Here is a 25,793-nt window from a genome sequence, read left to right as displayed (position 1 = left end):
CGCCGGCTTGGCGCGGGGGCGGCCGCGCTAGCGGCGGTGCGAGGCGTGCGCGAGCCGGGCGACCTCGAGGATGGCGTGCTCCACGGCGTAGTCGGGGTCCGGCAGCTCGCCCTTGACCCCGGCGTCGAGCTCCAGGACGATTTCGGTGGCCCGGGCGATGGCGGGGGTGGACCAGCGCCGGGCCAGCCGGTGGGTCTTCTCCAGCTTCCACGGCGGCATCTTGTAGGTGCCGGCATCGCTTTTGCTCACCGAGCGGGCCCCGTGCAGCCGGGCGATGTCGCCGACCATGCCGGACAGCGCCGCGGCGAGCAGCACATGCGGCACCCCGATCTGCAGGGCCCGGCGGGCCCGGGCCAGCGCCTCCGGGCCGCGGCCGGCCAGGGCCAGTTCCGCGATCTCGAAGCCGGAGACCTCCGCGGAGGCCCCGTAGTAGGTGCGCACCGCCTCGACGGTGACCTCCCCGCCGGTGTCGGCGACGAGCTGGTCGACCGCGGTGGCCAGTTCCCGGGGGTCGGAGCCGACGGCGTCGAGGATGGCGCCGACCACGTCGGGGCTCACCCGCAGCCCATGGCCGCGGAATTCGCCGGTGACGAAGCCGGGCAGCTCCCGGCGGGGGATTTCGGCGGCCTCGAACACGGCGGCCCCGGCCTTGCGCAGCGCCGGCACCATCTTCTTCTGCCGGCCGCCCCCGGAGTGCTGCAGGATGAGCGTGATCCCGGGGGCGGGGTCCCGCGCCGCCTGCAGCACCAGGTCGGCGGGCTCCTTGCCGGCCTCGTCGCAGTCGGTGAGCACCACCACCCGGTCCTCGCCGAAGAGGGAGGGGCTGAGCAGGTTCACCAGCTCCACGGTGGTGATCTCCCCGGCGCGCAGCTGGTCCACGGGCACGTCCCGGCCCCCGGGGTCGGCGGGGGTGGCCGCGCCGCGGCGCACCGCGGCGATGATGGACAGCCGGGCCCGGTCGATGAGCAGGCCCTCCTTGCCCACGATCAGGTTCACGGGGGCCACTGCGCTGCGAGTCACGGCTCCATGGTGCCACGCCCGGACCAGATCCGGGGCCCCGCCGGGTAGAGCGCCACCGGGCCGTCGCGCAGCGGGCAGGCCACCGGGATCCCGGAGGGGGTGCGGATCCGGGCCCGGGCCCGCCGGCCGCAGTCGGCGACCAGGATCCAGGCCAGCCCGGCCCGGCCGTCGAGCTCCTGGGCGGCGGCCAGGTCGGCGACCACCATCGTCCCCCCGGGGTGCGGGGCGCCGCCGGCGCGCAGCGCCCGCCGGCAGCGCCGGTCCAGCCCGGCCATCTCCCCGGCGTCCGCCGCCGCGGCGGTGACCACCCGGATCTCCCCGCCCACCGGGCAGGCCGCCGCCGCCCAGCCGGGCGGGGCCACCGGATGGTGCAGTCCGGCGGCCAGGGCCACCGCCGCGGCGAGCCCGGCGGCCCCGGTGGCCCCGGCGACCGCCCGGGGCCGGGCCAGGAAGGCCGCGAAGGCGGCGCAGACGGCCAGGGCCCCGGTGAGGCCGCCGCCGGCGCCGCCGCCGGCCAGGTCGGCGGCGGCCCCGCCGATGGCGTGCACCCACCAGGCGAAGGGCGCGGCCAGCCACACCAGCACCGTCGCCGGCCAGGTGGCGTGCACCCCCACCAGGGCGGCGGCGGCCATGCCGAACACGGTCACCGGGGCCACCGCCGGGGCGGCGAGCAGGTTCGCCGCGACCGCGATCTGCGGCACCCGGCCCACGGTGGCGGCGAGCACCGGGGCGGTGGTGACGTGCGCGGTGAGCGCCACCGCCACCGCCCGCACCGCCGGGGCCGGCCAGCGGGCCACGGTGGGCAACGTGACCAGCCGGGCGGCCACCGGCTCGGCGAGCAGTACCAGCCCGGCGGTGGCCGCCACGGAGAGCATGAACCCCGGCGCGACCGCCAGATCCGGGGCCGCCACGAGCAGGACCACCACCCCGAAGGCGAGGGCGGGCACCGCCTGGCCGCGCCGCCCGAGCAGCACCGCGAGCAGGCCCACCACCCCGGTGACCATGGCGCGCAGCACACTGGGCTCGGTGCCGACCACGGCGGGGAACCCGGCCAGGGCCACCATCCCGGCGGCCACCCGGGCCCGGGGCCCGGCGCCGCCGGCGGCCCAGGCCGCGGCCCCGGCGACCAGGGCCACGTTCGCCCCGGAGACCGCGGTGAGGTGGGCCAGGCCCGAATCGGCCATCATCCGCCGGTAGCCGGGGCCGAAACCGCGCTCGTCGCCGAGCACCATCGCCGGCACCAGGGCATCGGGGCCGGCGGGCAGCCCCGCGGCGATGTCCGCCAGGCCCTCGCGCACCCGGGCGGCGAAACCCGCCGGCGGCGCCGTCCAGGCCGGCTCCCCGCGCAGGGTGAGCGCCAGCCCGTTCACCGAGTCCCGGGCGCCCTCCCGGACGGCGACGAGGGCGCCCATCCGGGTGCCCTGGTCGTGGGCGAGCAGCCCGGCGTCGCCGAAGAGCGGCACCCGCCCGGGCAGGCCGGGCACGGCCGCCTCGGCGGCGGCGCCGTGCTCGGTGGCCCGGGGCGCCCCGGTGAGCTCCAGGGTGAGCCGCGCCAGGCCCCCGGCCCGGCCGGTGAGCGGATGCCGGGCGGCGGCCCATTGGCGCAGCCCCGTCGAGGCCGCGCCCGCGGCGGCGGTGACCGCCGCCATCGCCGCGGACAGCCGCGCCGCCGCCCCGCGGCGCATCCGGATCACCCGGCCCACCCGGCCGGCGGCGCCCCGTCGCCGGGGCCGCAGGCGCAGCAGCGCCCACGCCACCCCGGCGAGCAGCGCCGCCGACGCCAGGGAGGGCACCGCGCCCCCATGCGGTGCGGCCGGTCCCCCGGCGCGCACCAGGGCGGCGACCAGCGCCCAGGTGGCGGCGGCGGCCGGCACCAGGCGCAGGTCCAGGCCCGGCACCGGGGCGCGTTCGGCCGGCGGGGCGCTCATGTGCGCACCCGCTCCCGCAGGCCCGCGTAGGTGGCCGGGCCGATCCCGGGGACCTCCTGCAGCTCCGCCGGGTCCCGGAAGGGGCCGTTGGCCTCCCGGTGCGCGATGATCTTCGCCGCGGTGGCCGGGCCCACCCCGGGCAGGGTCTCCAGGGCGGCCGCGTCGGCGGCGTTGATGTCCACCACCGCGCCGGCGCCCGCCCCGCCGTCCGCGCCGCCGGGGGCGGCCGCGGGGGCGGGGGCGTCGCCGACGAGGATCTGCTGGCCGTCGGCGACCTTCGCGGCGAGGTTCACGCTCGCCGGGTCCGCCTCGGGCAGCATCCCGCCGGCCGCGGAGATCGCGTCGGCCACCCGGGCCCCCGGCGGCAGCCGGACCAGCCCGGGGGCGTGCACCAGGCCCACCACGGCGACGACCAGCTCCGCGGGTGCGGCGGCCGGGGTTTCGGTGGGCTCCCCGGCCCCCGGGGTGGCCCCGGTGACCGCCACCGGCGGGGCGGGGGCGGGGTCGGGCAGCGCGGCGGTGGGGGTGCGCGCCCACCAGGCGGCCAGGGCGAGGAGGGTCAGCGCCGCGGCGGCGGCGACGGCCCCGATCGCCCGGCGCGAGGGCGCCCAGCGGCGGGCGCGGAAGTCCACCGGCATCGCCTGCTCGGCCGGGATCGGCGCGAGCAGGTCCCCGAGTCGCCCCCGCAGCCTGTCCACGCCCCGCAGGCTAGGGCCGGGCGCGGGCCCGCGATGGCGCCCGCCGCCCGGGGCGGGCCCCGGTGTGGAGCGTCCCCGGACGGTGGATTACCGGGCGTCGCCGCCGGTGGCCTCGCCGGCGTCCGCCCCGGGCGGCGTCCGGCCCGGGTCGGCGGGGCGCGTGTCGCCGGCGTCGCGGTCGGCCTCGGCGGCCTCCCACTTGGCCTGGGCGCCCCAGCGCGCGGCCTCCGGGTCGGAGCGGTCCCGGCGGGCCAGTTCCGCGATCGCCCGGGCCAGGGCGTCGGCGCGCTCCTTGGCGGCGCGGCGGTTGCGCGACCAGGTGGGCAGGGCGCCGTCCACGGTGGTCACCAGGGGGCCGTCCCCGGTCTGCGCGGCCGGGTCCGCGGCGGCGTCATCGCCGTCCCCGCCGGCCGCGGGGGCCTCCTCCCAGTCCGCGGCCGGCTCCCCCGCCGCGGCGGCCCCGCCGTCCTGCCCGGCGTCATCGACCGCGGCCCCGGCGTCGGCCCCGGCGTCGGCCCCGGCGTCGGCGGCGACCGGGTCGGCGACCCCGGAGCAGCACACCACGGTGACGAAGCAGGCCCGGGGCCCGGTGTGCGCGATGAGCGCCGGGGGCAGCTCCACGCGGCGCACCGTGGACCCGGCGGGCATCCGCTCCTCCAGCGCCCCGGCGAGCTCCCCGGCCATCGGGGAGTCCCCGGCGGTCTGGATGACGCAGTCGGCCGCTCCCCCGCCGGCGGTGTCCACGCAGCGGCCCACCAGGGTCTCCAGCAGCTTCGCCTCGGTGCGGCATTTCGCCGCCACCTTCAGCTGGCCCCCCTCCAGCCCGATCAGCGGCTTCATCGCCAGGGCGGTGGACAGCACCGCCTGCCCGGCGGAGATCCGCCCGCCCCGGCGCATCGCCTCCAGCCGGGGCACATGCCCCCACAGCCGGGTCCGGGCCAGGGTCTCCCGGGCGACGGCGGCCACCGCCGCGAGGTCCCCGCCCCCTGCGGCGGCGCGGGCGGCGGCCACCGCGGCCACCCCGATCCCGGCGCCGACCTGGGCGGTGTCGATGACCTCGACGCCCCCCACCGCCTCGGCGGCGGTGCGCGCATTGGCGAGGGTGGACGACAGCGCCGAGCCCAGGTGCAGCGCGACCACCCCGGCGTCGCCGCCGCGCTCCTGGGCGCGGGCGTAGGCGGCGCACAGCGGCAGCGGCTGGATGGCGCTGGTGCGCGGCTCCCCGTCGTCGAAGTCCACCGGCAGCGGCAGCACCGTGATCCCGTGCGCGGCGGCGAGCTCCCGGGGCAGGCAGGCGGAGTCGTCGACGACCACCTGCACCCGCGCCGCCATCAGGGCTCCTCCCCGCCGGTGACCTGGGCGTTGAAGGCGCCGAGGTACCAGCCGAGCTCCCCGTCCGGGCGGGGTTTGCCGGTGAACTCCACCCAGGCGGTGTTCCGCATCCCGTTGAACATGGTGTAGTGGCTGACCGGCACATCGGTGAGCGAGGCGGTCAGCGCCGCGATCGCCCCGCCGTGGGCGACCAGCAGCACCGCGTTGCCCGGCCAGTCCGGGTAGCCGGCGAGCAGCTCGTCGACCACCGCGCGCATCCGGGCGGCGACCTCCACCCGGGTCTCCCCGCCGGGCGGGGCCCAGGTGGGGTCATGGCGCCAGCGGGCGCGCAGGCCGGGGTAATCGGCGTCGATTTCGGCGTGGGTGCGGCCCTGCCACACCCCCAGCCGGGTCTCCCGGAGCCGCGCATCGGGTTCCACGGGCACGCCCACGGCGGCGCCCACCGCCTCGGCGGTGTCCCGGGCCCGGGAGAGATCCGAGGAGAGGATCCGGGTGATGTCCGGGTTGGCGCGGCCGAAATGCGCGCCGACCGCGGCGGCCTGCCGGCGGCCCGCCGCGGACAGGGTGGTGTCCAGCTGGCCCTGCATCCGGCGGGTGGCGTTGTAGGTGGTCTGGCCGTGCCGCAGCAGCAGCAGCCGGCGGGGGGCGACGGTGGTGGGCGAGCCCCCGGCGTCCCAGCCCGCGCCGGCGGCCGGCTCGGCTCCCCCGGCGGGGGCGGCTGCGGCGGCCATGGCCTAGAGCTCCCCGGCGTCGGGGGCGGGCGCGGCCAGCGGCAGGTCCTCGATGGAGGCGGCCTCGCGGGCCCCGTCCGCCCCGGCGGGGGTGGCGGCGCCGGCGGCCTCGGCGGGGCTGCGCTGGGCGACGCCCTCGACCTCGATCCGGGGGCAGTCCCCCCAGAGCCGGTCCAGGCCGTAGAACTCGCGCTCCTCATGGCGGAACACGTGCACCACCACCATGCCGTAGTCCAGCAGCGCCCAGCGGCCCTCCCGGACGCCCTCCCGGCGCACGGGGCGCGCGCCGGCGGCACGCAGGTCATCCTCGACCTCGTCCACGATCGCGGCGACCAGCCGCTCGTTGTCGGCGCTGACCAGCACGAAGGCGTCGGTGATGACCAGCGGTCCGGAGACGTCGAGGACCTGGATGTCCTCGCCCTTCATCCGGTCGGCGGCTTTCGCGGCGATGGCGGCCAATTCGGCCGGGGTGCGGGTGTCGGTCACGATGGTTGCTTCAGCTCCTGGGTCGGGGTGCCCCGGCGGATGCCGCGGGCGCGCGTCGGCGGCCGGCGACCGGGGCGCGCCCCGGCGACCGCCACCCCCGATCTTCGGATACCCGCCCCCGCCGGGTCAATCCCGGGGCGGATAGGGGGCGACGCCCTGGTACAGCCCGCGCTTGGCGATGTACTGCACCACCCCGTCGGGCACCAGGTACCACACCGGCCGGCCGGCGGCGGCGCGGCGCCGGCAGTCGGTGGAGGAGATGGCCATCGCCGGGATCTCCACCAGGTGCAGCCGGGAGCGGTCCACGTCCGGCAGATCGTCCTCGGCGAGGACGAACCCGGGCCGGTTCACGCCCACGAAGGTGGCCTGGTCGAACATCTCCTCCCAGTCCCGCCAGGTGACGATGCGGCGCAGCGCGTCCGCGCCGGTGATGAAGAAGAACTCCACCTCCGGGCCGTACTGCACCCGCAGATCGTGCAGGGTGTCCACGGTGTAGGTGGGCCCGGCCCGGTCGATGTCCACCCGGGAGACGGTGAACCGCGGGTTGGCGGCGGTGGCGATGACCGTCATCAGATAGCGGTCCTCGCTGTGCGTGACCCTGCGGCCGCGCTTCTGCCAGGGCTCCCCGGTGGGCACGAACACCACCTGGTCGAGGTCGAAGAGATCGGCGACCTCGCTGGCGGCCACCAGGTGGCCGTGGTGGATGGGGTCGAAGGTGCCGCCCATCACGCCGATGCGGCGGGGGCGTTCGGGGGCCGGGGTGCCGGACATGGGTGTTGAGCCTAGTCGGGGCGGGCGGCGCGGCGGAACACCGCCCGGCCGCCGGATGCGGCGCACCCCCGCCGGGGCCGCGGGCGCGGCCCCGGCGGGGGTGGGCCGGTCCGCGCCGAGGGGCGCGGCCTCGGCGGGGTCAGCCGACCCGGGCCTCCACGCGGGAGATGGCCTCCTTGGCGACCTGCTCCTGGATGCCCATGTCCAGCTCCGAGGTGAAGCCGACGCAGGAGCAGTTGATCTCGCCGAGGACGTAGGTGTCCTTGCCGTCCGGGCCGTCGTCGAGCATGAAGTCGGCGGTCCAGATGAGCGGGATGTCGTCCCCGCCGAGCTTCTCCGCGATCACCGGGCGGGCGTCGGCGAAGATGTCCACCAGCTCCTGCCAGTCCTCCGGCTTGTCGTAGGAGTACTTCGCCCCGGAGAACAGGGTGGCGGAGAAGTTGTCCCCGCCGGCGGCCGGCTTCTTGTGCACCACGAACACCGGGGTGGGCCCGACGAGCAGGATGCGGATCTCGCCCTCGACGATGCGCGGCATGAAGCGCATGTCCACCAGCATCCCGTTGTCGCCGATGATGTACTGGTCGCAGAAGTCCATGAACTCGCCGAGCTCGCGGATCTCGGTGTGGTTGTCCACCGCCTCGGTGCACTTGAGCTTGGTGTCCAGGGGCAGCGCGGTGCCGGGCTCGACGGAGGCGGCGAGCTCCTTGTCCGCCAGCTGCACCCGCCAGATGCCCTCGCCGGTGGAGCCGCGGTTCTGCTTGAGCACCCGCTCCCCGTAGGACACCGAGGTCGGGAAGGTGTCGTGGAAGGAGGCGACGTCGTAGTAGGCGGCGGTGTCGGTGGGCACCAGGTCGGTGTCCTTGAGCTTCACCAGCGCGTCCTTGGCCCCGTAGGCCATCATCTCCTCGGGGGTGGACATGCCGACCAGCCCGGCCTCGGAGAGCCGGGTGAGCAGGTCGAAGTAGCCCTTCTCGCCGCCGGGGATGCCGCCGGGGTTCACCCGGGAGATGTAGGCGTCGGCGTTGGCGGAGACGTACTCGAAGAGGTCCTCGGTCCACTCGGGGCGGTAGTAGAGCACCTCGGCGCCCCAGCCGGCGTCCTGGATGGCCCGGGCGATGGGCATGGTGTCGCGGCGGTGGCCGTCGATGTACTTGTCGGAGCCGCCCTCGATCTCGAAGATGACGATGTTCTTTTTCATGTGGCTGGCCTTTCCGCCGGCGGCCGGATGCCGCGCTGCGTTATGTCGGGTGGGGACCGCGCGCCGGCGCCGCCCCGGCATGGCCCGCGCCGGGCGCGGGCCGGGCCGGGGTCGCGTCGCCCCGTGGCTGATTTCCACGAAACAGCAGGTGGCCCGCCCCCGTGCGGGGAACGCGACGTGAGCTGGGTCACCGCCTGTGGAAGGGCCGCTGACCGGGGCCGATGGCGGCCCGTCCCGCCCCGCGAGATCTATCTCACGTGCGGGGGCGGGACCGGATCACCCCCGCCGGCGGACCCGCGCGCGAGCCCGCCCGGCCCCCCGGGGGCGGGTTCCGCGGGGCCGGCCGGCTACAGGGAGCCGCAGTCGTTCGCGGGCTCCTCGCCGGTGAAGGCGCCCACCAGGTAGTCCAGGGCCGCGGGCAGGCCCCGGACCATCGGGACCAGGTGGTTCAGGGAGGAACCGGGCAGCATCCGCGGGGTGTCGTCCTCCCCGTAGCCCACCGTGGCGCCCAGGTCGCAGTAGTCCCGGGCGAGCTGGCGCACCTGGCCGGTGGGGATGGCGTCGTCGTGCACCCCGGTGACGATCCGGATCGGGGCGTCGGGGGCGCGGTCGCCCAGCTTCTGGCGATCGATCACCTCGGCGATGGCGGGTTCGCGCTCCAGCACCGCGGCGAAGTCCGACCCGTCCCGGGTGAGCTCCGCGGTGCGGGTGCGGCCCCACATGAGCACCGAGTCGACCGCGCACTGTCCCCGGGTGGTCTCCAGGAAACGCACCCCGGCCTCGTTGAGGTTGCGGTCGATGAGCTCGTCGAGGTCGACGGCCTCATCCAGGTAGACCATCCAGGAGTTCAGGGCGTAGCCGATGGTGCCGACGATCATGTTGCCGTCGATGCCGGCGAGCACCTTGCGCAGATCCGCCGGCGGGGCGCCGGCGTAGGTGGCCGTGAGGTTCAGCTCCGGGGCGTAGGAGCCCGCCCGCTCCGCGGCCGCGGCCGCGGCGCCGCCGCCCTGGGAGTAGCCGAGCACCCCCACCGGGTCGGCCGGGTCGGCGCCGGCGGCGGCGAGGCCCGCCCGGGCCGCGTCGAGCACGGCATGGCCCTCGTCATCGGAGTTGACGTAGGTGTGCACCCCGGGCGTGCCCATCCCGATGTAGTCGGTGATCACCACCCGGATCCCGCGCCGCGCCGCGGCGTAGGCGTTGAGCAGCTCGTAGTTCACCGCGGTGGAGGGCCCGGCGGCGTCGATGTTCGCGAACAGCCCGTACCCGGTGGAGGGGGCGCACTGGTCACCCTGGCCCATGGTGCCCGGCGCGATCACCACCGTGGGCCGCGGCCCCTTCCCCTCCCACTCGACGGTGGGCTCGATGAGCACCCCGGTGACCGGGGTGCGCGCCCCGTTCTGCCGCGTGGAGGCGTACATGATCCTCGTCGCGGTCCCGGGCCAGTCCAGCCCGGCCAGCTGCAGCAGATGCGGTGCGGGCCGGGCCTTCAGCACCGTGCCGGGTGCGCCGAGCTCGGCGGGGATCTCGGCGTAGAAGGGGTCCGTGGCCGGATCCGCGGACCCGGTGGCGCCGGGGATGGCGGCCGAGCCGATGTCCCGGCCGGGCCCCTCCGGGGCTCCGGGGAGCGGATTGGACCCGGGGGCGGCGCCGGCGGGGCCGGAGGACGCGAGGGCGCAAACCAGGACGGCCGCCGCGAGCGCGGCGCGGCCCCGGTGGCGGGGGCGGGCGGGTGCTCTCATACCCGGATGATATCCACCGCAAACGGTTTTCGTCCCGGGAACGGCGGCGGCCGCGCGCCCCGGTGCCCCCGGGCCGCGCGGCCGTGGTCCCCGCCGCGGCGGCCGCGCTAGAAGGTGCCGCAGTCGTCGGCGAGCTCCTCGCCGTTGAAGGCGTCCATCAGGTACCGGATGGAGCCGGGCAGGCCCCGCAGCATCGGCGCCACGTGGTTGGCCCCGGTGCGCTCCAGGATGGTCGGGGTGTCGTCCTCGACGAAGGCGACGTTCGCGCCGCGGCCGCAGTAGGCCTGCGCGAGCTCCTTGACCTGGCCGGTGGGGATCGCGTCATCGTTGATTCCGGTGGCCAGGGTGATGTGCGCGTTCGGGGTGCGCCGGCCCAGCTGCTGGGCGTCGATGATCGCCGCGATCGTCGGCTCCTGCTCGAGCACCTCCTTGAAGTCGGCGCCGTCCTGGGTGAAGGTGCTGGTGTAGCGGGTGCCCCACATCGCGACCGAGTCCACGATGCACTGGGAGCGGGTGGTCTCCAGGAAGCGCCGGCCCTCCTCGTTGAGGATCCGATCCAGCACCTCCTCGGCGCGCTCCTCGTCCGGGAAGTACTCCAGGCCGGAGTTCAGGGCGTAGCCGATGGCGCCGACGATCATGTTGCCGTCGATCCGCTCGAGCACCTTGCGGAGGTTCGCCGGCGGGGCGCCGGCGTAGGTGCCCTTGAGGTTCAGCTCCGGGGCGTAGGAGCCCGCCCGCTCCGCGGCCGCGGCCGCGGCCCCGCCGCCCTGGGAGTAGCCGAGCAGCGCCACCGGGTCGGTCGGGTCCGCCCCGGCCAGGGCGAGGCCGGCCCGGGCGGCATCGAGTACGGCGTGGCCCTCGTCCTCGGAGTTGACGTAGGTGTGCACGCCCGGCGTGCCCAGCCCGATGTAGTCGGTGATCACCACGCGCATGCCCTGGGAGGAGGCCGCGTAGGCGTTGAGCAGTTCGTAGTTGACGCCCATCGAGGGGATCGCCGGGTCGATGTTGGCGAAGATGCCGTAGCCGGTGGAGGGGGCGCACTGGTCGCCCTGGCCCATGGTGCCCGGGGCGAGCACCACCGTGGGCCGCGACCCCTTCCCCCTCCACTCGACGGTGGGCTCGATGACCACGCCGGTGACCCCGGCGGGCTCCCCGGTCTGCCGGGTGGAGGTGTACATCATCTTCGTGGCGGTGCCCGGCCAGTCCAGCCCGGCCTTCTGCAGCAGATGCTGGGCGGGCCGGGTCTTCAGCACCGTGCCCGGTGCCCCGAGGGAGGCGGGGATGTCGGTGTAGAAGGGGTCGGCCGGATCCGAGGAGCCGGAGGCCCCGGGGATCGCCGCCGAACCGGTGTCCGAGCCGGGCGCCTGGTCGAAGGGGCCGGCCTGGCCCGGGTCGGCCTGCTTCGGCGCCGGGGCGGCCGCCCCCGCGTCGGGGTCGGCCTCGTCCGCCCCGGCCGGGGCGGCCGCCGGCGGGCGGAGCCGGTCCAGACCGGGCAGGTCGATGCCGTCGAGGCCGGGCAGGCCCGGGGCGGCGCCGGCGGTGGCGGTGAGGGTGGTGGTGGTCAGCAGCGCGGCGGCGCCCATGAGGAGCGCGCGGGGAAGATGCTTCATGTGAGGGGACTGTATCGGGGACGAACAGCCCCCGTGGGGAAAATCACATCTTTTCCGAGATAAATCCGTAACGAACCCGGTCCCGCCGCCGAACGGGCGTGCGTCGCGCATCCGCCGCCCTCGGGTGCCGCCCTAGAAGTCGCCGCAGTCCTCGGGCAGCTCCTCCCCGCGGAAGGCCGCCTCCAGATACTCCACGGCCTTCGGGATGTTCAGCTCCATCGGCACGATGTGGTTCAGGGAGGTGCCCGGGATGAGCGGCGGGGTGCGGTCCACGAAGAAGGCCAGGTGCGCCCCGCCGGCGCAGTAGCGCCGGGCCAGATCCCGGGCCTGGCCGAACTCCACCGCGTCGTCGTTCGGGGAGGCCTCGATCATGATCGGCCGCGGCGGGGCGGTGCCGCCCAGGGACTGCCGCTCGATGATCTCGGCCAGCTCCGGCTCGTCGCCGACCAGCTCCGCGAAGGAGCGGCCGTCCACGGTGAACTCGCTGGTCTTCCGCAGCCCCCAGTGCGCGAGGATGTCCAGGGTGCACTGCCCGGCGGTCTCCGCCACGAAGCGGCGGCCCTCCTCGTTGAGCCGGGCGTCCATGCGCTCGGCGAACCCGGGTGAGGCGTACACGGCGAAGGAGTTCAGCCCGAAGCCGATGGCGCCGACCAGGCCGGTGCCGTCGAGGTACTCCAGCAGTTCCCCGATCCGGGCCGGCACCGCCCCCGCGTAGGTGGCCCGGAGGTTGAGTTCCGGGGCGTAGCCGGCGGCGCGCTCGGCGGCCGCGGCGGCCGCTCCCCCGCCCTGCGAGTAGCCGGTGATGCCCACCGGGTCCCCCGGGTCGGCCCCGGCGACGGCGAGGCCGGCGCGCAACCCGTCGAGGACCGCGTGGGCCTGGTCATCGGCATTGCCGTAGGTGTGCATGCCGGGTGTGCCCAGGCCGATGTAGTCGGTGAGCACCACCCGGATGCCCTTCGCGGCGAAGGCGTACATCTTCGGCAGCTCGTAGTTCAGCGCCAGCGAGGGCCCCTCGGCGAGGTCCACCGCGAAACCGCGGCCCCGCGAGGGCGCGCACTGGTCGCCCACGCCCTGGGTTCCCGGGGCGATCACCACCGTCGGCCGCGGACCCGGGCCCTCCCATGCGGTCGTGGGCTCGATGACCACCCCGGTCACCCCGGTGCGCTCCCCGGTCTGCCGGGTGGAGGTGTACATGATCCTCGTCGCCGTGCCGGGCCAGTCGACCCCGGTCATCGCCAGCAGATGCTGGGCGGGCTGGGTCTTCAGCACCGTGCCGGGGGCCCCGAGTTCCGCGGGGATCTCGTCGTAGAAGGGATCCGGGGCGGCGGTGCCGGGACCGGAGGATCCCGGGGCCCCGGCGGAGCCGGCGGGCAGCGGCAGGCCGGCGGAGCCCGGCCGGCCGTCCCCCGCCCCGGACGGTGCGCCCGCGCCGGGCGGCGGGTTCGGGCCGGGTGGGGTCGGGGCCGCGGCGGCCGGGACGGCGGCGGCCAGCAGCGTCGTGGCGGCGAGGGCGGCGAGGATGCGGTGCGGTGCGCTCATGCCCGGGAGGTTACGTTCCCGATACGACATGGGTGGGCGAAACCGGCGAGCCCGCCGGATCCCACCCCGGGGCGGGGGCGCGCCGGGGCCGGCGCGGCCGCGCCCTCCTCAGGGCCGGGTCTGCCCCTCGCCGCGCACGATCCACTTCGCCGAGGTCAGCTCCGGCAGGCCCATCGGCCCGCGGGCGTGCAGCTTCTGGGTGGAGATGCCGATTTCGGCGCCCATCCCGTACTGCTCCCCGTCGGTGAAGGCGGTGGAGGCGTTGACGCTCACCGCCGCGGAGTCCACCGCCGCGGCGAAGCGCTCGCACACCCGCCAGTCCCGGGCGGCCACCGCGTCGGTGTGCCCGGAGCCGTACTCGTTGACGTGCGCGATGGCCGCCTCCACCCCGTCGACGACCCGGGCGAAGATGTCCATGGACAGGTACTCGTCGGTCCAGTCCTCCCCGGTGGCCTCCACCACCGCGTCGGCCAGCGCCGCGTCGATCTCCCCCAGGGGCAGGTTCGCCCGCTCCGCGTGCACGGTCACCCCGGCCTCGCGCAGCGCGGCGAGCACCCGCCCCACCCCCTCGGCGCCGAGGGCGGCGTCCAGCAGCACCGACTCGGTGGCGTTGCAGACCGAGCAGCGCCGGGTCTTGCCGTTGATGAGCAGCGCGATCGCCTCCTCCAGATCCGCCGAGGCGTCGATGTAGAGGTGGCAGTTGCCGGTGCCGGTCTCGATGGCGGGCACCGTCGCCCCCTCCACCACCGCGTTGATGAGCCCCGCCCCGCCGCGCGGGATCACCACGTCCACCAGCCCCCGGGCGGTGATCAGATCCTGCACCGAGCCGTGGGTCTCGCAGGGCAGCAGCTGCACCAGGTCCTCCGGGGCGCCCTGCTCCGCGAGCACCCGGCGCAGCACCGCCACCAGGGCGGCGTTGGTGCGCACCGCCGACTTCGAGCCGCGCAGCAGGGCCACGTTGCCGGATTTCAGGGCCAGGCCGAAGGCGTCCACGGTGACGTTGGGCCGGGCCTCGTAGACCATGCCCATCACCCCCAGCGGCACCCGCACCTGGGACAGCCGCAGCCCGTTGGGCAGGGTGGACCCGCGCAGCACCTCCCCCACCGGGTCCGGCAGCGCGGCGACCTGGCGCAGCCCGTCGGCGATCCCGGCGACCCGGTCGGCGCCCAGGCGCAGCCGGTCGATGAGCGCCTCGCTCATGCCGTGCTCCCGGCCGGCGGCGATGTCCTCCTCGTTGGCGGCGACCAGCTCCTCGGTCGCGGCGACCAGGGCGTCGGCGGCGGCGCGCAGGATCGCGTCCTTGCGGGCGGAGGGGTAGCCGGCGAGTTCGCCGGTGACCGCCTTCGCCCGGCGGGCGCGGTCCAGGATCTCCTCGCGCTCGGCGGCGCGCACTGCGGTGTCGTTCGTGGTATCGGCCATGGCCCAAGCATAGGGGCCCGGCCGCCGGCGGGGGCTCCCCCGGCGCGGCCGCGGGGAAACCGCGCCCGCGCCGGCTACACCGCCACGTCCATCCAGGGCAGGTGCACCGCCACCGCCGGGAACACGATGGTGAACAGCAGCCAGAGCACCGCCGCCAGCAGCGCCAGCGCCTCCAGCGCCTTCATCCAGGTCGGTCCGGGCAACGCCCGCCACAGGGCCGCGTACATGGGTCAGCTCCCTTCCTTGGTTTCGGTGCGTTCCAGGGCGGCGTGCACCACCATCCGGTTCGCGCTGGACCAGTGCGGGTGGCAGGTGGTCAGGGTGAGCAGGGCCACCGCCGGCTGCCCGCCCCGGCCGAGTGCGGCGTTGTCCGGGATGGGCGCGACCACCCCGTCCGCGCCCGGGTCGACGATCACCCGGCCGGCGATGCCGGCGTAGTCCGGGCCGGCCAGCGCCGCCCGGGTGGGCCCGGGCAGGCAGGGGGTCTCCCCGCCGGCGAGATCCAGCACCCGGTAGACGTGCCGGGCCGCGGCGGTCTCCACGATGATCTCGTCGCAGGCGGCCAGGGCGTCGAGCTCGGAGAAGTGCGCGGCGTTGCCGTCGCGGTGCGCGGCGAAGGCGACGTTGCCGATCTGCCCCGGGGCCGCGGAGGCCGGGTAATGGCCGGGGCCGTTGGCCAGCTCCGCCTGGCCCACGCCCTCGGAGAACACCGCGTCCAGGCCGATCCGGGGCACCGCCAGATAGCCCATCGCACCCCGGGCGGTCACCGGGGCCGGCCCGGCGCCGGGGTCGCCGGAGGCGGCCGCCGGCGGCGCCGCCCAGGCGCGCTCCAGCTCCTCGCGCAGCTCGGCCTGCGCCCGCTGGGTCTGCACCCCGGTCCACCACAGCTGGTGCACCACGAACAGGGCGAGCACCACCCCGGCGGTGAGCAGCAGCTCGCCCAGCACGCTCACCGGGGTGGCGCGCCGGCGTCTGCGGCGGCGGGCTCCCCCGGCGCCGGCATCTCGGGTACCGCGGGTGGCGTGCGCGCCCATCGGCGTGCCCCTTCCCCTCCCGTCAGGCCCGGGAGGCGTAGTTCGACAGGTAGTCGGCGTGGATCACCGGGCGCTTGTAGGCGTCCGGCAGCTCCGCCATGGTCCGGCCCAGCACCAGGGCCAGGTCCTCGGCGTCGAAGGACACCTCGCCGCGGCCGATGATCTCCCCGGCCGGGCCGACGATGTCCACGATATCCCCGGCGGCGAATTCGCCCTCGGCGTCGGTGATGCCCACCGGCAGCAGCGATTTGCGGCCCTCGGTGACCGCGCGCACCGCCCCGGCGTCGATGCGCAGCACCCCGGTGGCGTCGGCGGCGTAGAGCGCCCAGAACTTCCAGGAGGAGATCCGCTGCCCCCGCGGGGCGAAGGCGGTGCCCACGTCCGCGGCGCCGAGGGCGGCGGAGATCTCGTCGGCGGCGGCGAGCAGCACCGGCACCCCGCCCCGGGAGGCCAGCCGGGCGGCGGAGACCTTCGAGGCCATCCCCCCGGTGCCGAGGCCGCCGCCCTCCCCGGCGGCGACCCCCCGCAGGTCGTTGCCGCTCCACACCTCCGGGACGAAGGCCGCGCCCGGCTCCGCCGGGTTGCGGTCGTAGAGTCCGTCGACGTCGGAGAGCAGCACCAGCGCATCGCAGTAGGACAGGTGGCTGACGATCGCGGCGAGCCGGTCATTGTCCCCGAAGCGCATCTCCGAGGTGGCCACGGTGTCGTTCTCGTTGACGATCGGGATCGCGGAGAGCTGGCGCAGCCGGTCGATGGTGCGCTGGGCGTTGCGCGCCCGGGTCCGGTCGCCCGCGTCCGAGCTGGTCAACAGCAGCTGGGCGGTGGTGCGCCCGAAGCGGGCGAAGGAGCGGGCCCACTCCTGGGCCAGCCGCACCTGGCCGACCGCGGCCGCCGCCTGCTTGGTGGCGAGATCGGTGGGCCGGGCGTGCAGGCCCAGCGGGCCCATCCCGGAGGCCACCGCGCCGGAGGAGACCAGGATCAGGTCCGAGCCGCGGGCCATCCGGGCCTCCAGGGCCTCGGCGATGGCGTCGATCCGGGCCGGGTCGGTGCGCCCGTCCGGCCCGGTCAGCGAGGAGGAGCCGACCTTGACCACCAGGCGCTTGGCGCCGGCCACGGCGTCCCGGGTGGAGCTGCGCAGCCCCCGCGGCGCGCTCACTGGAACCGGTCCCGGTCGGCGACCTCGCCCTCGACCTCGAACTCGTCGATGAGCCCGCGGCGGGCCTGGGAGGCGCGCTTGCGCTCCTCGGCGGAGGCCCGGCGCACCTCGTCCAGGCGCCGGTCGGTGCCGCGCGCCGAGGGCGCCGGGGCGGCGGCGCCGGCGGCGGTGTGCGGCATCCACTCGAAGGTCACCCCGCCGATGGTGACCGGAGAGCCCTCCACCGCCCCGGCCTTGCCCAGGGCGTCCTCCACGCCGAGCTTGGCCAGCCGGTCGCCGAGGTAGCCGACGGCCTCGTCGTTCTCGAAGTCGGTCTGCAGGATCCAGCGCTCCGGGGTGCGGCCCAGCACGAGGAACCCGCCGGGGACCTCCGGGTCCGCCTCCACGGTGAAGTCCTGGCCGCGGCGGCGCCCGCCGACCCCCTTGGGCCGGATCACGGTCGCCCCGGCCCCGGCGGCGGTCGCCGGCGGATGCGCCGCCCGGTGCGCCTCGACGGCCTCCAGCAGGGCGTAGCGCAGCGCGTCCAGGCCCTCGTGGGTGGCCGCGGAGACCTCGAAGATCGGCCAGCCGAAGCCCTCCAGCTCGCCGCGCATCAGCTCCGCCATATCGCGGGCGTCCGGCACGTCCATCTTGTTGAGCACGATCACCCGCGGCCGGTCCCGCAGATCGCCCAGGCCCACGTCGGAGTCCAGGGCGGAGTCGTAGGCGGCGAGCTCCGCCTCCAGGGCGCGGATGTCGCTCACCGGGTCCCGGTCGGATTCGAAGGCGGCGCAGTCCACCACGTGGGCGAGCACCGCGCAGCGCTCGATATGCCGCAGGAAGTCCAGGCCCAGGCCGCGGCCCTCGGAGGCGCCGGGGATGAGCCCGGGCACGTCGGCGATGGTGAAGGCGTCGTGGCCGACCTGCACCACCCCCAGGTTCGGCTGCAGGGTGGTGAAGGGGTAGTCGCCGATCTTCGGCTTCGCCGCGCTCATCGCGGAGACCAGGGAGGACTTGCCCGCCGAGGGGAAGCCGAGCAGGCCCACGTCGGCCATCGACTTCAGCTCCAGGACCAGGTCCTTCTCCTCCCCGGGTTCGCCGAGCAGGGCGAAGCCGGGGGCGCGGCGGTGCCGGTTGGCCAGGGCGGCGTTGCCGAGCCCGCCGTAGCCGCCCTCGGCGGCGATGAAGCGGGTGCCCGCCCCGGTGAGATCGGCGAGGGTCTCCCCCTGCTCGGTCATCACCACGGTGCCCTCCGGGACCTTGAGCACCAGGTCCTCGCCGCGGGCGCCGTTGCGGTTGTCCCCGGCGCCGGGGCGGCCCTTGCCGGCCTTGAGATGCGGGCGGAAGTGGAAGTCCAGCAGGGTGTGCACCTGGGGGTCGACCTCCAGGATGATGTCCCCGCCGTGGCCGCCGTTGCCCCCGTCGGGGCCGCCCAGCGGCTTGAACTTCTCCCGGAGCACGGAGTTGCAGCCATGCCCGCCATCGCCGGCCTGCAGGTGCAGTACGACTCGATCGATGAAGCGTGACATGGGGGCCCTTTCCCGACGGCGGTGTTCAACCACGCATTGTCGCATGTCCCGGCCCGCGGCGGTAACGCGGTCGGGGCCCCGGCGGGCGGCGCCGGGCGCCCCCGCCCGGCCGGCGCCCGGCGCGTCCGGCGGTGTGCTCTGATGGGGGCATGGACGCCCGAGACGCCGACCCGACCCGCCCGGTGCCCCGCGAGGAGGCCGAGGGGCTGCTGCGCGGCCTCGCCGGGGACGCCGCCCGGCTGCGCGATGACCAGTGGCGGGCGATCGACGCCCTGGTCAACGACCGGGGCCGGCTGCTGGTGGTGCAGCGCACCGGCTGGGGCAAGTCCGCGGTGTACTTCATCGCCGCGAAGCTGCTGCGCCGGCGGGGCCGGGGCGCGGCGGTGATCATCTCCCCGCTGCTGGCCCTGATGCGCAACCAGGTCGACGCCGCCCGGGCGGCGGGCATCGCCGCGGAGACCGTGAACAGCGCCAACATGACCGAATGGGCCGAGATCCACTCCCGGATCGCGGCCGGGGCGGTGGATGTGCTGCTGGTCAGCCCGGAGCGGCTGAACAACCCGCGCTTCCGCGATGAGGTGCTCCCGGAGCTGGCCCGCGCCGCCGGGCTGGTGGTCGTCGACGAGGCGCACTGCATCTCCGACTGGGGCCACGACTTCCGGCCCGACTACCGGCGGATCCGGGATCTGCTCGCGGGCCTGGGGGCGGGCGTGCCGGTGCTGGCCACCACCGCCACCGCCAATGACCGGGTGGTGGAGGATGTGCGCGCCCAGCTCGGCGAGGGCACCGGGGTGCTGCGCGGCGGCCTGGACCGGGAGTCGCTGCACCTGTCCGTGGTGCGGCTGCCCGACACCACCGCCCGGCCGGCCTGGTTGGCCGAGCGGCTGGCCGAGCTGCCCGGCTCGGGGATCGTGTACTGCCTCACCGTCGCCGCCGCCGAGGATCTCGCCGGGGCCCTGGACGCCGCGGGGCATCCGGTGGCGGCCTACACCGGGCGCACCGACGCCGCGGAGCGGGAGCGCCTGGAGGCGGCGCTGCTGGCCAACGAGGTCAAGGCGCTGGTGGCGACCTCGGCGCTGGGCATGGGCTTCGACAAACCGGATCTGGGGTTCGTGGTGCACATGGGCGCGCCGGGGTCGCCGATCTCCTACTACCAGCAGATCGGCCGCGCCGGCCGGGCCACCGACCGGGCCGAGGTGATCCTGCTGCCCGGGGCGGAGGACCGGGACATCTGGGCCTACTTCGCCTCCCTGTCCTTCCCCCCGGAGGACACGGTGCGCGCCCTGCTCGCCGCCCTGGGCCCGGAGCCGCTGTCCACCCCGCGCCTGGAGGCGCTGGTGGATCTCTCCCGCAACCGCCTGGAGCAGGTGCTGAAGGTGCTCGACGTGGACGGGGCGGTGCGCCGGGTCGCCGGCGGCTGGGTGGCCACCGGCGCGGAGTGGTCCTATGACGCGGAGCGCTACGCGGGCCTGGCCCGGGCGCGCCGCGCCGAGCAGGAGGCGATGCTCGCCTACGAGGCCCTGGGCCCCGGCTCCGGGGATCCGGCCGCGCCGGACCCGGCGGCGTGCCGGATGCTCTTCCTGCGCCGCCAGCTCGACGACCCCACCGCGGCCGGCCCCTGCGGGCGCTGCGACAACTGCACCGGGGTGCACCGGGGCACCGGGGTGGATGCCGGCGCCGCCGCCGCGGTGTCCGCCCGGCTCACCGAACCCGGGGTGCGGTTGCCCGCCCGCCGGCAGTGGCCCACCGGCATGGACCGGGTGCGCGGGGCGGAGCGCGGCAGCCTCGGCGAGGCCGGGGTGCCGCTGCCGCCGAAGGGTCGGATCCACGGGGTCGGCCAGGGCCGGGCGCTGGGCCGGCTCAACGACATCGCCCGCGGCCCCGCGCTGGCGGAGCTGCTGGCGCAGGCCACCTGGCGGCCGGATCCGGCGGCCTGGCGCGAGGATCCCCGGCTGCGCGACGTGGTGCAGGTGCTCGCCGGCTGGGACTGGGCGCGGCGCCCGGTGGCGGTGGTGGCGCTGGCCGGCCACGGCCCCGACGCGGAGGCCCCCGGCCCGGCCCTGGACGAGATGGTCCTCGCGGTGGCGCGGGCGGTGGCCGCGATCGGCCGGATGCGCTTCGCCGGGACGCTGCCGCTGCGCCCCGGCGCCGGCGAGGTCACCGCGCAGAACTCCGCCTACCGGGTCGGCGGGCTCATCGACCGCTGGGATTTCGCCGCCCTGGCCGGCGCGGGCCTCGGCGAGGGGCCGATCCTGCTGGTCGCCGATGTGGTGGACACCGGCTGGTCGACGACCGTGGCCGCCGCCGGGCTGTCCGCCGCCACCGGGTGCGAGGTGCTGCCGCTGGCGCTGGCCGCCCGCGGCTGAGCCGGACCCGGCCCGCCCCCGCGGCCGGACCGGGCCGCTCCCCCGGATCGCGACGGCGCCCCGCACCACGACGGGTGCGGGGCGCCTGCTGCGCGGGGCGGTTAGGCCTCGGCGTTCTCCACGATGGAGACGGTGCGCTTGTTGCGCTTGGTGCCGAACTCGACGGCGCCGGACTTCAGCGCGAAGAGGGTGTCATCCCCGCCACGGCCGACGTTCTCGCCGGGGTGGAAGGAGGTGCCGCGCTGGCGGACGAGGATCTCGCCGGCCTTGACCTGCTGGCCGCCGAAGCGCTTGATGCCGAGGCGCTTGGCCTCGGAGTCGCGGCCGTTGTTGGTGCTGGACGCACCCTTCTTGGAAGCCATTGTTTAACTCCTGGTGACGTGGTGAGTGGGAGGGGTGCTAGGCCTTGATCCCGGTGACCTTGAGCACGGTCAGCGGCTGGCGGTGGCCCCAGCGGCGCTTGTACCGGGTCTTGTTCTTGTAGTGCATGCCGCGGATCTTCGGACCCTTGACCTGCTCCACGATCTCGGCGTTGACGGTGGCATCGGCCAGCTTGTCGCCGGAGGTGACGTCGGCGCCGTCGACGAGCAGAACCGGGGCGAGAGCCACGGCGGAACCGGTCTCTCCCTCGATCTTCTCGACCTTGACGAGGTCACCTTCGGCAACCTTGTACTGCTTGCCGCCGGTCTTGACGATCGCGTACATAGGAGGGCTACCCCTTTTTCTTGGTTTACTCGTTCAGGCCATGACGGCCCGACTGGACAATTGCGTTTGCGTCCGGCGGCGGCCCCGTGACCCGGTGGGGTCTCCGGCCGCCTGCGGGCGTGCGTGGGCACGCCGGTCCGCATCCGAACAGCGACTGGTCAAGACTAGCCAATCGGCGGCCCGAATGACAAACCGGCGCCGGCCCCCGCCGTGGCGGGCGGACCGGCGCCGGTGCCGTCCCGGCCCGGGTCAGCTGCTCAGCTTGCGGGTCACCCGGCGGCGGCCCCGCCGCCGCGGCCGGCCGGACTCGGCGGCGGCCCGGGCGGGCCGCTCCGCGGACTCGGCGGGCTCGGCCTGGGCGGGCTCCGCCTCGGGCTCGGCCTTCGGCGTCGTCTTCTTCGCGGACGGCGCCGGGGCGGCGTCGTCCCGGTCGATGCCGGAGGTGCGCACCGCGACCCGGCGGCGGCCGCGGCGGCGCCGCGGCTTCTCCGCAGGCTCCGCGGCCGGGGCCTCGGCGGCGGGCTCGGCCTGGGCGGGCTTCGCCTCGGGAGCCTCCGGTTCGGGGGCCGGCTGCGCGGCCTGCTCCCGGATCCGCTTCGGCGCGGCCGAGGCCGGCAGACCGTAGTCCTCCGGGTCCGGCGCGTGATCGGAGCGGGACCGGCCCCGGGTGGGGCGCTTGCGGCGCGGGGAGGCCTCGAAGGCGGCCAGGGCGGCCTCGTAGGCGGCGCGGCCCCGGGTGGGCTTCTCCGCCCCGTCCTTCGCGGGCGCGTCCCCGGGGGCCTCGTCCCGGGTGGGCTCGGCCTTCTTCGTGGGCTGCTCCCGCTTCGGCTGATCCTTCTTCGCGGGCCGCTCCCGGGTCGGCTGATCCTTCTTCGCGGGCCGCTCCCGGGTCGGCTCCCCCTTCGCGCGGTCCTCGCCCTTGGGCTTGTCCCGCTTCGGCTCGGCCTCGGCGGGCAGCTCCCCGCGCTGGGCGGCGCGGACCACGCGGCGCCGGCGGCGGCGCCGGGCGGAGGCGGAGACGTAGCGGTCGTCCGAGGGCTCCTCCGGGTCCTTGTCCCGGGCCTCCGCGGTGGCCGCGGCGGCCACCTCGGCGATCCGGTCCACCGAGGGGGCCTGCTCCGGCCGCTCGGCGTCCCCGCGGGCGTCGTCGCCCCGGGCGTCCCGCCCGGCGCGCTCCCGCCGGGCGCGGCGCTCCTCGCGGGCGTCCCGCTCGGCGCGATCATCGCGGCGGCCGCGATCCTCGCGGCGGGCGTAGTCGTCGCGGCGACCCTCCGCGGAGCCGTCCGCCTCGGCGTCGGCGTCCTCGGCGCGCGGCTCCCGCGGCTCCTGGCCGGCCTCGGCGGCCCCGCCGCGGCGGGAGCCCCGCCGGGAGCGGCGCCGGCGACGGGACCGGGTCGGCCGCTCGGCGCCCTCGTCCTCGCGGGCCGGGGCGTCGCCGGAGCGCTCCCCGGACTCGGCGGCGTCGGCCTTCGCCTCCTGCGCGCCCGCGTCCTCCTTGGCCTTGGCCCGGTCCGCGTCCGTGGCGGCGTCCTTGCCGGACGCCTTGGGCTCGTCCTTGTGCAGGGCCAGCGCCGCCGGGTGCTTCGCCGGGTCGGCGACCTTGCGGGAGCGCCGGGAGCGCGGCTTCTCCGGCTCCTGCTCGACCGGGTCGACGTGCAGGATGAGGCCCCGGCCGGCGCAGTTCGGGCATTCCGTGGAGAAGGTCTCCAGCAGCCCGGTGCCCAGCCGCTTGCGGGTCATCTGCACCAGGCCCAGCGAGGTGACCTCGCTGACCTCGTGCCGGGTGCGGTCCCGGCCGAGGGCCTCCTTGAGCCGGCGCAGCACCAGGTCCTGGTTCTCCGGCAGCACCATGTCGATGAAGTCGACGACGATCATGCCGCCGAGATCGCGCAGCCGCATCTGGCGCACGATCTCCTCGGCGGCCTCGAGGTTGTTGCGGGTGACCGTCTCCTCCAGGTTGCCGCCGGCGCCGGTGAACTTGCCGGTGTTGACGTCGACGACGGTCATCGCCTCGGTGCGCTCGATGATGAGCGTGCCCCCGGAGGGCAGCCACACCTTGCGGTCCAGGGCCTTGGTGAGCTGCTCGTCGATCCGGTGCGTGGCGAAGGCGTCCCTGCCGTCGTGCTCGGCGGCGTCGTAGCGGTGCACCCGGTCCATCAGGTCCGGGGCGACCTCGGAGATGTAGCCGCGCACGGTGCGCCAGGAGTCCTCGCCGTCCACCACCAGGGTGTCGAAGTCCTCGTTGAACAGGTCCCGAACCACCTTGACCAGCATGTTCGGTTCCTCGTACATGGTCTCCGGCTTGGAGCCCTTCTTGGCCTTGGCCTTCTCCGCGCGCTTGGCGATCCCCTGCCACTTGGCCTCCAGGCGGTCCACGTCCCCGCGGATCGCCTCCTTGCCGACGCCCTCGGCGGCGGTGCGGATGATGGTGCCGGAGCCCTCCGGGGTGACCTCCTTGAGGATCTCCTTCAGCCGCTTGCGCTCGGATTCCGGCAGCTTGCGGGAGATGCCCGCGGAATGCCCGCCGGGCACGTAGACCAGGTAGCGCCCGGCCAGGGAAATCTGCATGGACAGCCGCGGGCCCTTGTGGCCCACCGGGTCCTTGGTGACCTGCACCAGGATCTGGTCGCCGCTGCGCAGCGCCTGCTCGATCCGGCGGCCCCGGCCGCCCAGGCCCAGCTGGCGCCAGTTCAGGTCGGCGGAGTACACCACCCCGTTGCGGTCGGTGCCGATGTCGATGAAGGCCGCCTCCATGGAGGGCAGCACGTTCTGCACCCGGCCCAGGTAGATGTTGCCGATCATGGAGGTCTGGGTGTCGGAGGTGACGAAGTGCTCCACGAGCAGGTCGTCCTCCAGCACCCCGACCTGGGTGACGGTGCCGGGGTGATCGGTGCGGCGGCGCTCGCGCACCACCATCTCCCGCTTCACCGACTCCCGCCGGGCGAGGAACTCCGCCTCGGAGATCACGGGCCGGCGGCGGGACTGCTCGCGGCGGTCGGCGCGGCGGCGGCGCTGCGCCTCCAGCCGGGTGGAGCCCTTGATCGCGGCGGGCTCGTCGATGACCGGCACCTCCTCGGCCTCGGGCTTGTCCTGCCCACCGCGGCCGCCGCCCTGGCCGTTCTGCCCGCCGGCGCCGCGGCCGCGGCCCCGGCGGCGCCGCCGGGGCTGCCGGCCGCCGTCGGCGTCGGCGCCGGAGTCGGCGTCCGCGGCGTCATCCGCCCGGTCCTCGGCGGCGTCGTCCTCCCCGGCGGGCCGCTCCGCGGCGGGCACCGCCTTAGGGGCCATGAACACCGGCACCTCGAAGGAGGGCTCCTCCGGGGCGGGGGTCACCGGGGGCACCACCTCGGTGAGGCCCTCCTCGGCGGGTTCGGCGAACACGGAGGCGATGGTCGGCTCGACGACCTCGACGGGCGCGTCCTCGGCGGGCGCGGCGGCCTGGCGGCGCACCGCGCGGCGGGAGCGGGTGCGGGTGCTCTTCTTCGGCGCGGGGGCCCGCCCCGCCTCCGCCGCGTCCTCCGCGGCGGCGGGCGCGCCGGCCTCCTCCGCGGCGGGCTCGGCCTCGACCGTCTCGGTCGGGTTGGCGACGACGACCTTGCGGCGGCGCCGGGCGCGGCGCTGCGCGGAGGCCGAGGGGCCGGTCTGCACGCCCGCGTCCGCGGTCTCCGCGCCGGTCGCCTCGGCGGCCTGCTCCCCGGCGTCCTCCGGGGTCTTCGCCGTCGGCGCGGCCTTCTTCCGGGTCTTCTGCGCCGCCTTCTTCTTCGCCGGGGCCTTCGCGGGCTCCTCGGCGGCCTCGGCGTCCTTCCCGGTCTGCTCCGGGGCGGCCTTCTTCTTCGGGTCGGCCTTCTTCTTCGCGGCGGCCTTCTTCTTCGCCGCGGGCTTCTTCTTCGCCGGCGCCTCCTCCGCGTCCCCGTCGGGGGCGTCGGCCTTCTTCTTCGGCGCGGCCTTCGTGGCCGGCTTCTTCGCGGCCTTCTTCGGCTCCGCGTCCTTGGCCTTGGCCTTGGACTTGTCCTTGGCCTTGGCCTGCTCCTGCTTGGCGGAGCCGGCGGAGCCGATCAGGGTGTCCAGCACCCGGTTGCGGTCGGCGGCCTCGACCGTGGAGGCCGCGCGTTTGCCGGCCACCCCCAGCCCGTCGAGGATCCCGATGACCTCCTTGGAGGTCAACCCGATCGCCTTGGCGAGCGCGTGCACGCGCATCCGCTCCGGGGCGCCGGCGCGATCGAAGTCGCGGGCGAGGGCGATATTTTCCTGGCTGTACTCTGCCACGGTTATGCGGTTCTCCTTGGGGCCGCCCCGGCCTCACGCCCACCCGTCGAAGGTGGCGGGGCCCGTCGGTTCATGCCAGGCGGCCATCGATGTGTGCAAGTCTGTTGTGCGCGGTGTCCAGCGGTCGACGACGCAATCGCGGAGCGAACACCGCCGCCATTGTCGCATACATCGCGCCCGGGCTAGGGCGGGATGGCCCGCGGGGCGGGTCGGGCCGGTCCCCGGCCCCCGCCGGCCGGGGACGCGCGCGGCCCCGCCGCACCCGGGGTGGCCGGGGCGGCGGGGCCGTG

20 protein-coding genes are annotated in these 25,793 nt (G+C 76.2%); 1 reads left to right on the top strand and 19 read right to left on the bottom strand.

The features are described 5' to 3' along the window. Positions 1–27 precede the first annotated feature (27 nt). The 16 genes from holA to obgE form a co-directional block, all read right to left on the bottom strand. Positions 28–1,020: a DNA polymerase III subunit delta gene (gene holA / locus CSPHI_RS03335; protein WP_075691490.1), complete on the bottom strand. Its 993-nt coding sequence runs from the start codon at positions 1,018–1,020 to the stop codon at positions 28–30. Continuing rightward, positions 1,017–2,948: a ComEC/Rec2 family competence protein gene (locus CSPHI_RS03330; RefSeq protein ID WP_084210216.1), complete on the bottom strand. Its 1,932-nt coding sequence runs from the start codon at positions 2,946–2,948 to the stop codon at positions 1,017–1,019. The genes holA and CSPHI_RS03330 overlap by 4 nt, the downstream gene beginning before the upstream one ends. Further along, positions 2,945–3,646 carry a ComEA family DNA-binding protein gene (locus CSPHI_RS03325; protein ID WP_245803342.1) on the bottom strand — a complete coding sequence of 234 codons (702 nt, stop codon included), beginning with the start codon at positions 3,644–3,646 and terminating at the stop codon, positions 2,945–2,947. The genes CSPHI_RS03330 and CSPHI_RS03325 overlap by 4 nt, the downstream gene beginning before the upstream one ends. 87 nt (positions 3,647–3,733) lie before the next feature. Then, complete coding sequence (locus CSPHI_RS03320) at positions 3,734–4,978, bottom strand: DegV family protein (protein WP_075691488.1); 1,245 nt, start codon at positions 4,976–4,978, stop codon at positions 3,734–3,736. Next, positions 4,978–5,709, bottom strand: a complete 732-nt coding sequence (locus CSPHI_RS03315; RefSeq protein WP_084210215.1) for a histidine phosphatase family protein — start codon at positions 5,707–5,709, stop codon at positions 4,978–4,980. The genes CSPHI_RS03320 and CSPHI_RS03315 overlap by 1 nt, the downstream gene beginning before the upstream one ends. Positions 5,710–5,712: 3 nt before the next feature. Next, positions 5,713–6,135, bottom strand: coding sequence for a ribosome silencing factor (rsfS, locus tag CSPHI_RS03310; RefSeq protein WP_157118563.1), 423 nt, complete (start codon positions 6,133–6,135; stop codon positions 5,713–5,715). Between the two features lie 186 nt (positions 6,136–6,321). Continuing rightward, a complete protein-coding gene (nadD, locus tag CSPHI_RS03305) occupies positions 6,322–6,966 on the bottom strand; it encodes a nicotinate-nucleotide adenylyltransferase (RefSeq protein WP_075691486.1) in 645 nt (214 codons plus the stop codon). A 139-nt stretch (positions 6,967–7,105) separates the two neighbouring features. Then, positions 7,106–8,164 carry a Cj0069 family protein gene (locus CSPHI_RS03300; RefSeq protein ID WP_075691485.1) on the bottom strand — a complete coding sequence of 353 codons (1,059 nt, stop codon included), beginning with the start codon at positions 8,162–8,164 and terminating at the stop codon, positions 7,106–7,108. Between the two features lie 347 nt (positions 8,165–8,511). Then, the gene (locus CSPHI_RS03295) at positions 8,512–9,903 is read right to left on the bottom strand and encodes a lipase family protein (protein WP_084210214.1); all 1,392 of its coding nucleotides are present in this window, start codon (positions 9,901–9,903) and stop codon (positions 8,512–8,514) included. A gap of 107 nt (positions 9,904–10,010) precedes the next feature. Next, positions 10,011–11,513 carry a lipase family protein gene (locus tag CSPHI_RS03290; protein WP_157118465.1) on the bottom strand — a complete coding sequence of 501 codons (1,503 nt, stop codon included), beginning with the start codon at positions 11,511–11,513 and terminating at the stop codon, positions 10,011–10,013. Positions 11,514–11,645: 132 nt separating this feature from the next. Then, entirely contained in the window at positions 11,646–13,052 is a 1,407-nt protein-coding gene (locus CSPHI_RS12615; protein ID WP_075691484.1) for a lipase family protein, read from the bottom strand. Between the two features lie 108 nt (positions 13,053–13,160). Further along, on the bottom strand, positions 13,161–14,471 hold the full coding sequence (locus CSPHI_RS03280) for a glutamate-5-semialdehyde dehydrogenase (RefSeq protein WP_075691483.1): 1,311 nt from the start codon (positions 14,469–14,471) through the stop codon (positions 13,161–13,163). Positions 14,472–14,545: 74 nt separating this feature from the next. Next, on the bottom strand, positions 14,546–14,698 hold the full coding sequence (locus CSPHI_RS12140) for a hypothetical protein (RefSeq protein WP_169840393.1): 153 nt from the start codon (positions 14,696–14,698) through the stop codon (positions 14,546–14,548). Positions 14,699–14,701: 3 nt separating this feature from the next. After that, entirely contained in the window at positions 14,702–15,505 is an 804-nt protein-coding gene (locus tag CSPHI_RS03275; protein ID WP_084210211.1) for a class E sortase, read from the bottom strand. A 22-nt stretch (positions 15,506–15,527) separates the two neighbouring features. Next, a complete protein-coding gene (proB, locus tag CSPHI_RS03270) occupies positions 15,528–16,661 on the bottom strand; it encodes a glutamate 5-kinase (protein ID WP_084210210.1) in 1,134 nt (377 codons plus the stop codon). Further along, a complete protein-coding gene (obgE, locus tag CSPHI_RS03265) occupies positions 16,658–18,169 on the bottom strand; it encodes a GTPase ObgE (protein WP_075691481.1) in 1,512 nt (503 codons plus the stop codon). The genes proB and obgE overlap by 4 nt, the downstream gene beginning before the upstream one ends. Before the next feature lie 149 nt (positions 18,170–18,318). Between obgE and CSPHI_RS03260 the strand changes: the two genes are divergently transcribed. Further along, entirely contained in the window at positions 18,319–20,535 is a 2,217-nt protein-coding gene (locus CSPHI_RS03260) for a RecQ family ATP-dependent DNA helicase (protein WP_075691480.1), read from the top strand. A gap of 101 nt (positions 20,536–20,636) precedes the next feature. On the opposite strand, the gene rpmA is transcribed toward CSPHI_RS03260, so the two are convergent. From rpmA to CSPHI_RS03245, 3 genes are all read right to left on the bottom strand, one after another. Beyond that, complete coding sequence (gene rpmA / locus CSPHI_RS03255) at positions 20,637–20,897, bottom strand: 50S ribosomal protein L27 (protein WP_075691479.1); 261 nt, start codon at positions 20,895–20,897, stop codon at positions 20,637–20,639. Between the two features lie 37 nt (positions 20,898–20,934). After that, positions 20,935–21,240, bottom strand: coding sequence for a 50S ribosomal protein L21 (gene rplU / locus CSPHI_RS03250; RefSeq protein WP_075691478.1), 306 nt, complete (start codon positions 21,238–21,240; stop codon positions 20,935–20,937). Positions 21,241–21,489: 249 nt separating this feature from the next. Next, on the bottom strand, positions 21,490–25,503 hold the full coding sequence (locus CSPHI_RS03245; RefSeq protein ID WP_157118464.1) for a translation initiation factor IF-2 N-terminal domain-containing protein: 4,014 nt from the start codon (positions 25,501–25,503) through the stop codon (positions 21,490–21,492). Positions 25,504–25,793: the final 290 nt, after the last annotated feature.

It is taken from the genome of Corynebacterium sphenisci DSM 44792 (genome assembly GCF_001941505.1).
GTDB lineage: Bacteria > Actinomycetota > Actinomycetes > Mycobacteriales > Mycobacteriaceae > Corynebacterium > Corynebacterium sphenisci.
Note: the sequence above shows the minus strand (reverse complement) of the source record. Positions and strands in the feature narration are given on the sequence as shown.

Excerpts from the sequence above, each read along its gene's own strand:
- CSPHI_RS03330 (WP_084210216.1), bottom strand. The coding sequence starts at position 2,948 with ATGAGCGCCCCGCCGGCCGAACGCGCCCCGGTGCCGGGCCTGGACCTG.
- CSPHI_RS03320 (WP_075691488.1), bottom strand. The coding sequence starts at position 4,978 with ATGGCGGCGCGGGTGCAGGTGGTCGTCGACGACTCCGCCTGCCTGCCC.
- CSPHI_RS03315 (WP_084210215.1), bottom strand. The coding sequence starts at position 5,709 with ATGGCCGCCGCAGCCGCCCCCGCCGGGGGAGCCGAGCCGGCCGCCGGC.
- rsfS (WP_157118563.1), bottom strand. The coding sequence starts at position 6,135 with ATGAAGGGCGAGGACATCCAGGTCCTCGACGTCTCCGGACCGCTGGTC.
- nadD (WP_075691486.1), bottom strand. The coding sequence starts at position 6,966 with ATGTCCGGCACCCCGGCCCCCGAACGCCCCCGCCGCATCGGCGTGATG.
- CSPHI_RS03300 (WP_075691485.1), bottom strand. The coding sequence starts at position 8,164 with ATGAAAAAGAACATCGTCATCTTCGAGATCGAGGGCGGCTCCGACAAG.
- CSPHI_RS03295 (WP_084210214.1), bottom strand. The coding sequence starts at position 9,903 with ATGAGAGCACCCGCCCGCCCCCGCCACCGGGGCCGCGCCGCGCTCGCG.
- CSPHI_RS03290 (WP_157118465.1), bottom strand. The coding sequence starts at position 11,513 with ATGAAGCATCTTCCCCGCGCGCTCCTCATGGGCGCCGCCGCGCTGCTG.
- CSPHI_RS12615 (WP_075691484.1), bottom strand. The coding sequence starts at position 13,052 with ATGAGCGCACCGCACCGCATCCTCGCCGCCCTCGCCGCCACGACGCTG.
- CSPHI_RS03280 (WP_075691483.1), bottom strand. The coding sequence starts at position 14,471 with ATGGCCGATACCACGAACGACACCGCAGTGCGCGCCGCCGAGCGCGAG.
- CSPHI_RS12140 (WP_169840393.1), bottom strand. The coding sequence starts at position 14,698 with ATGTACGCGGCCCTGTGGCGGGCGTTGCCCGGACCGACCTGGATGAAG.
- CSPHI_RS03275 (WP_084210211.1), bottom strand. The coding sequence starts at position 15,505 with ATGGGCGCGCACGCCACCCGCGGTACCCGAGATGCCGGCGCCGGGGGA.
- obgE (WP_075691481.1), bottom strand. The coding sequence starts at position 18,169 with ATGTCACGCTTCATCGATCGAGTCGTACTGCACCTGCAGGCCGGCGAT.
- CSPHI_RS03260 (WP_075691480.1), top strand. The coding sequence starts at position 18,319 with ATGGACGCCCGAGACGCCGACCCGACCCGCCCGGTGCCCCGCGAGGAG.
- rpmA (WP_075691479.1), bottom strand. The coding sequence starts at position 20,897 with ATGGCTTCCAAGAAGGGTGCGTCCAGCACCAACAACGGCCGCGACTCC.
- rplU (WP_075691478.1), bottom strand. The coding sequence starts at position 21,240 with ATGTACGCGATCGTCAAGACCGGCGGCAAGCAGTACAAGGTTGCCGAA.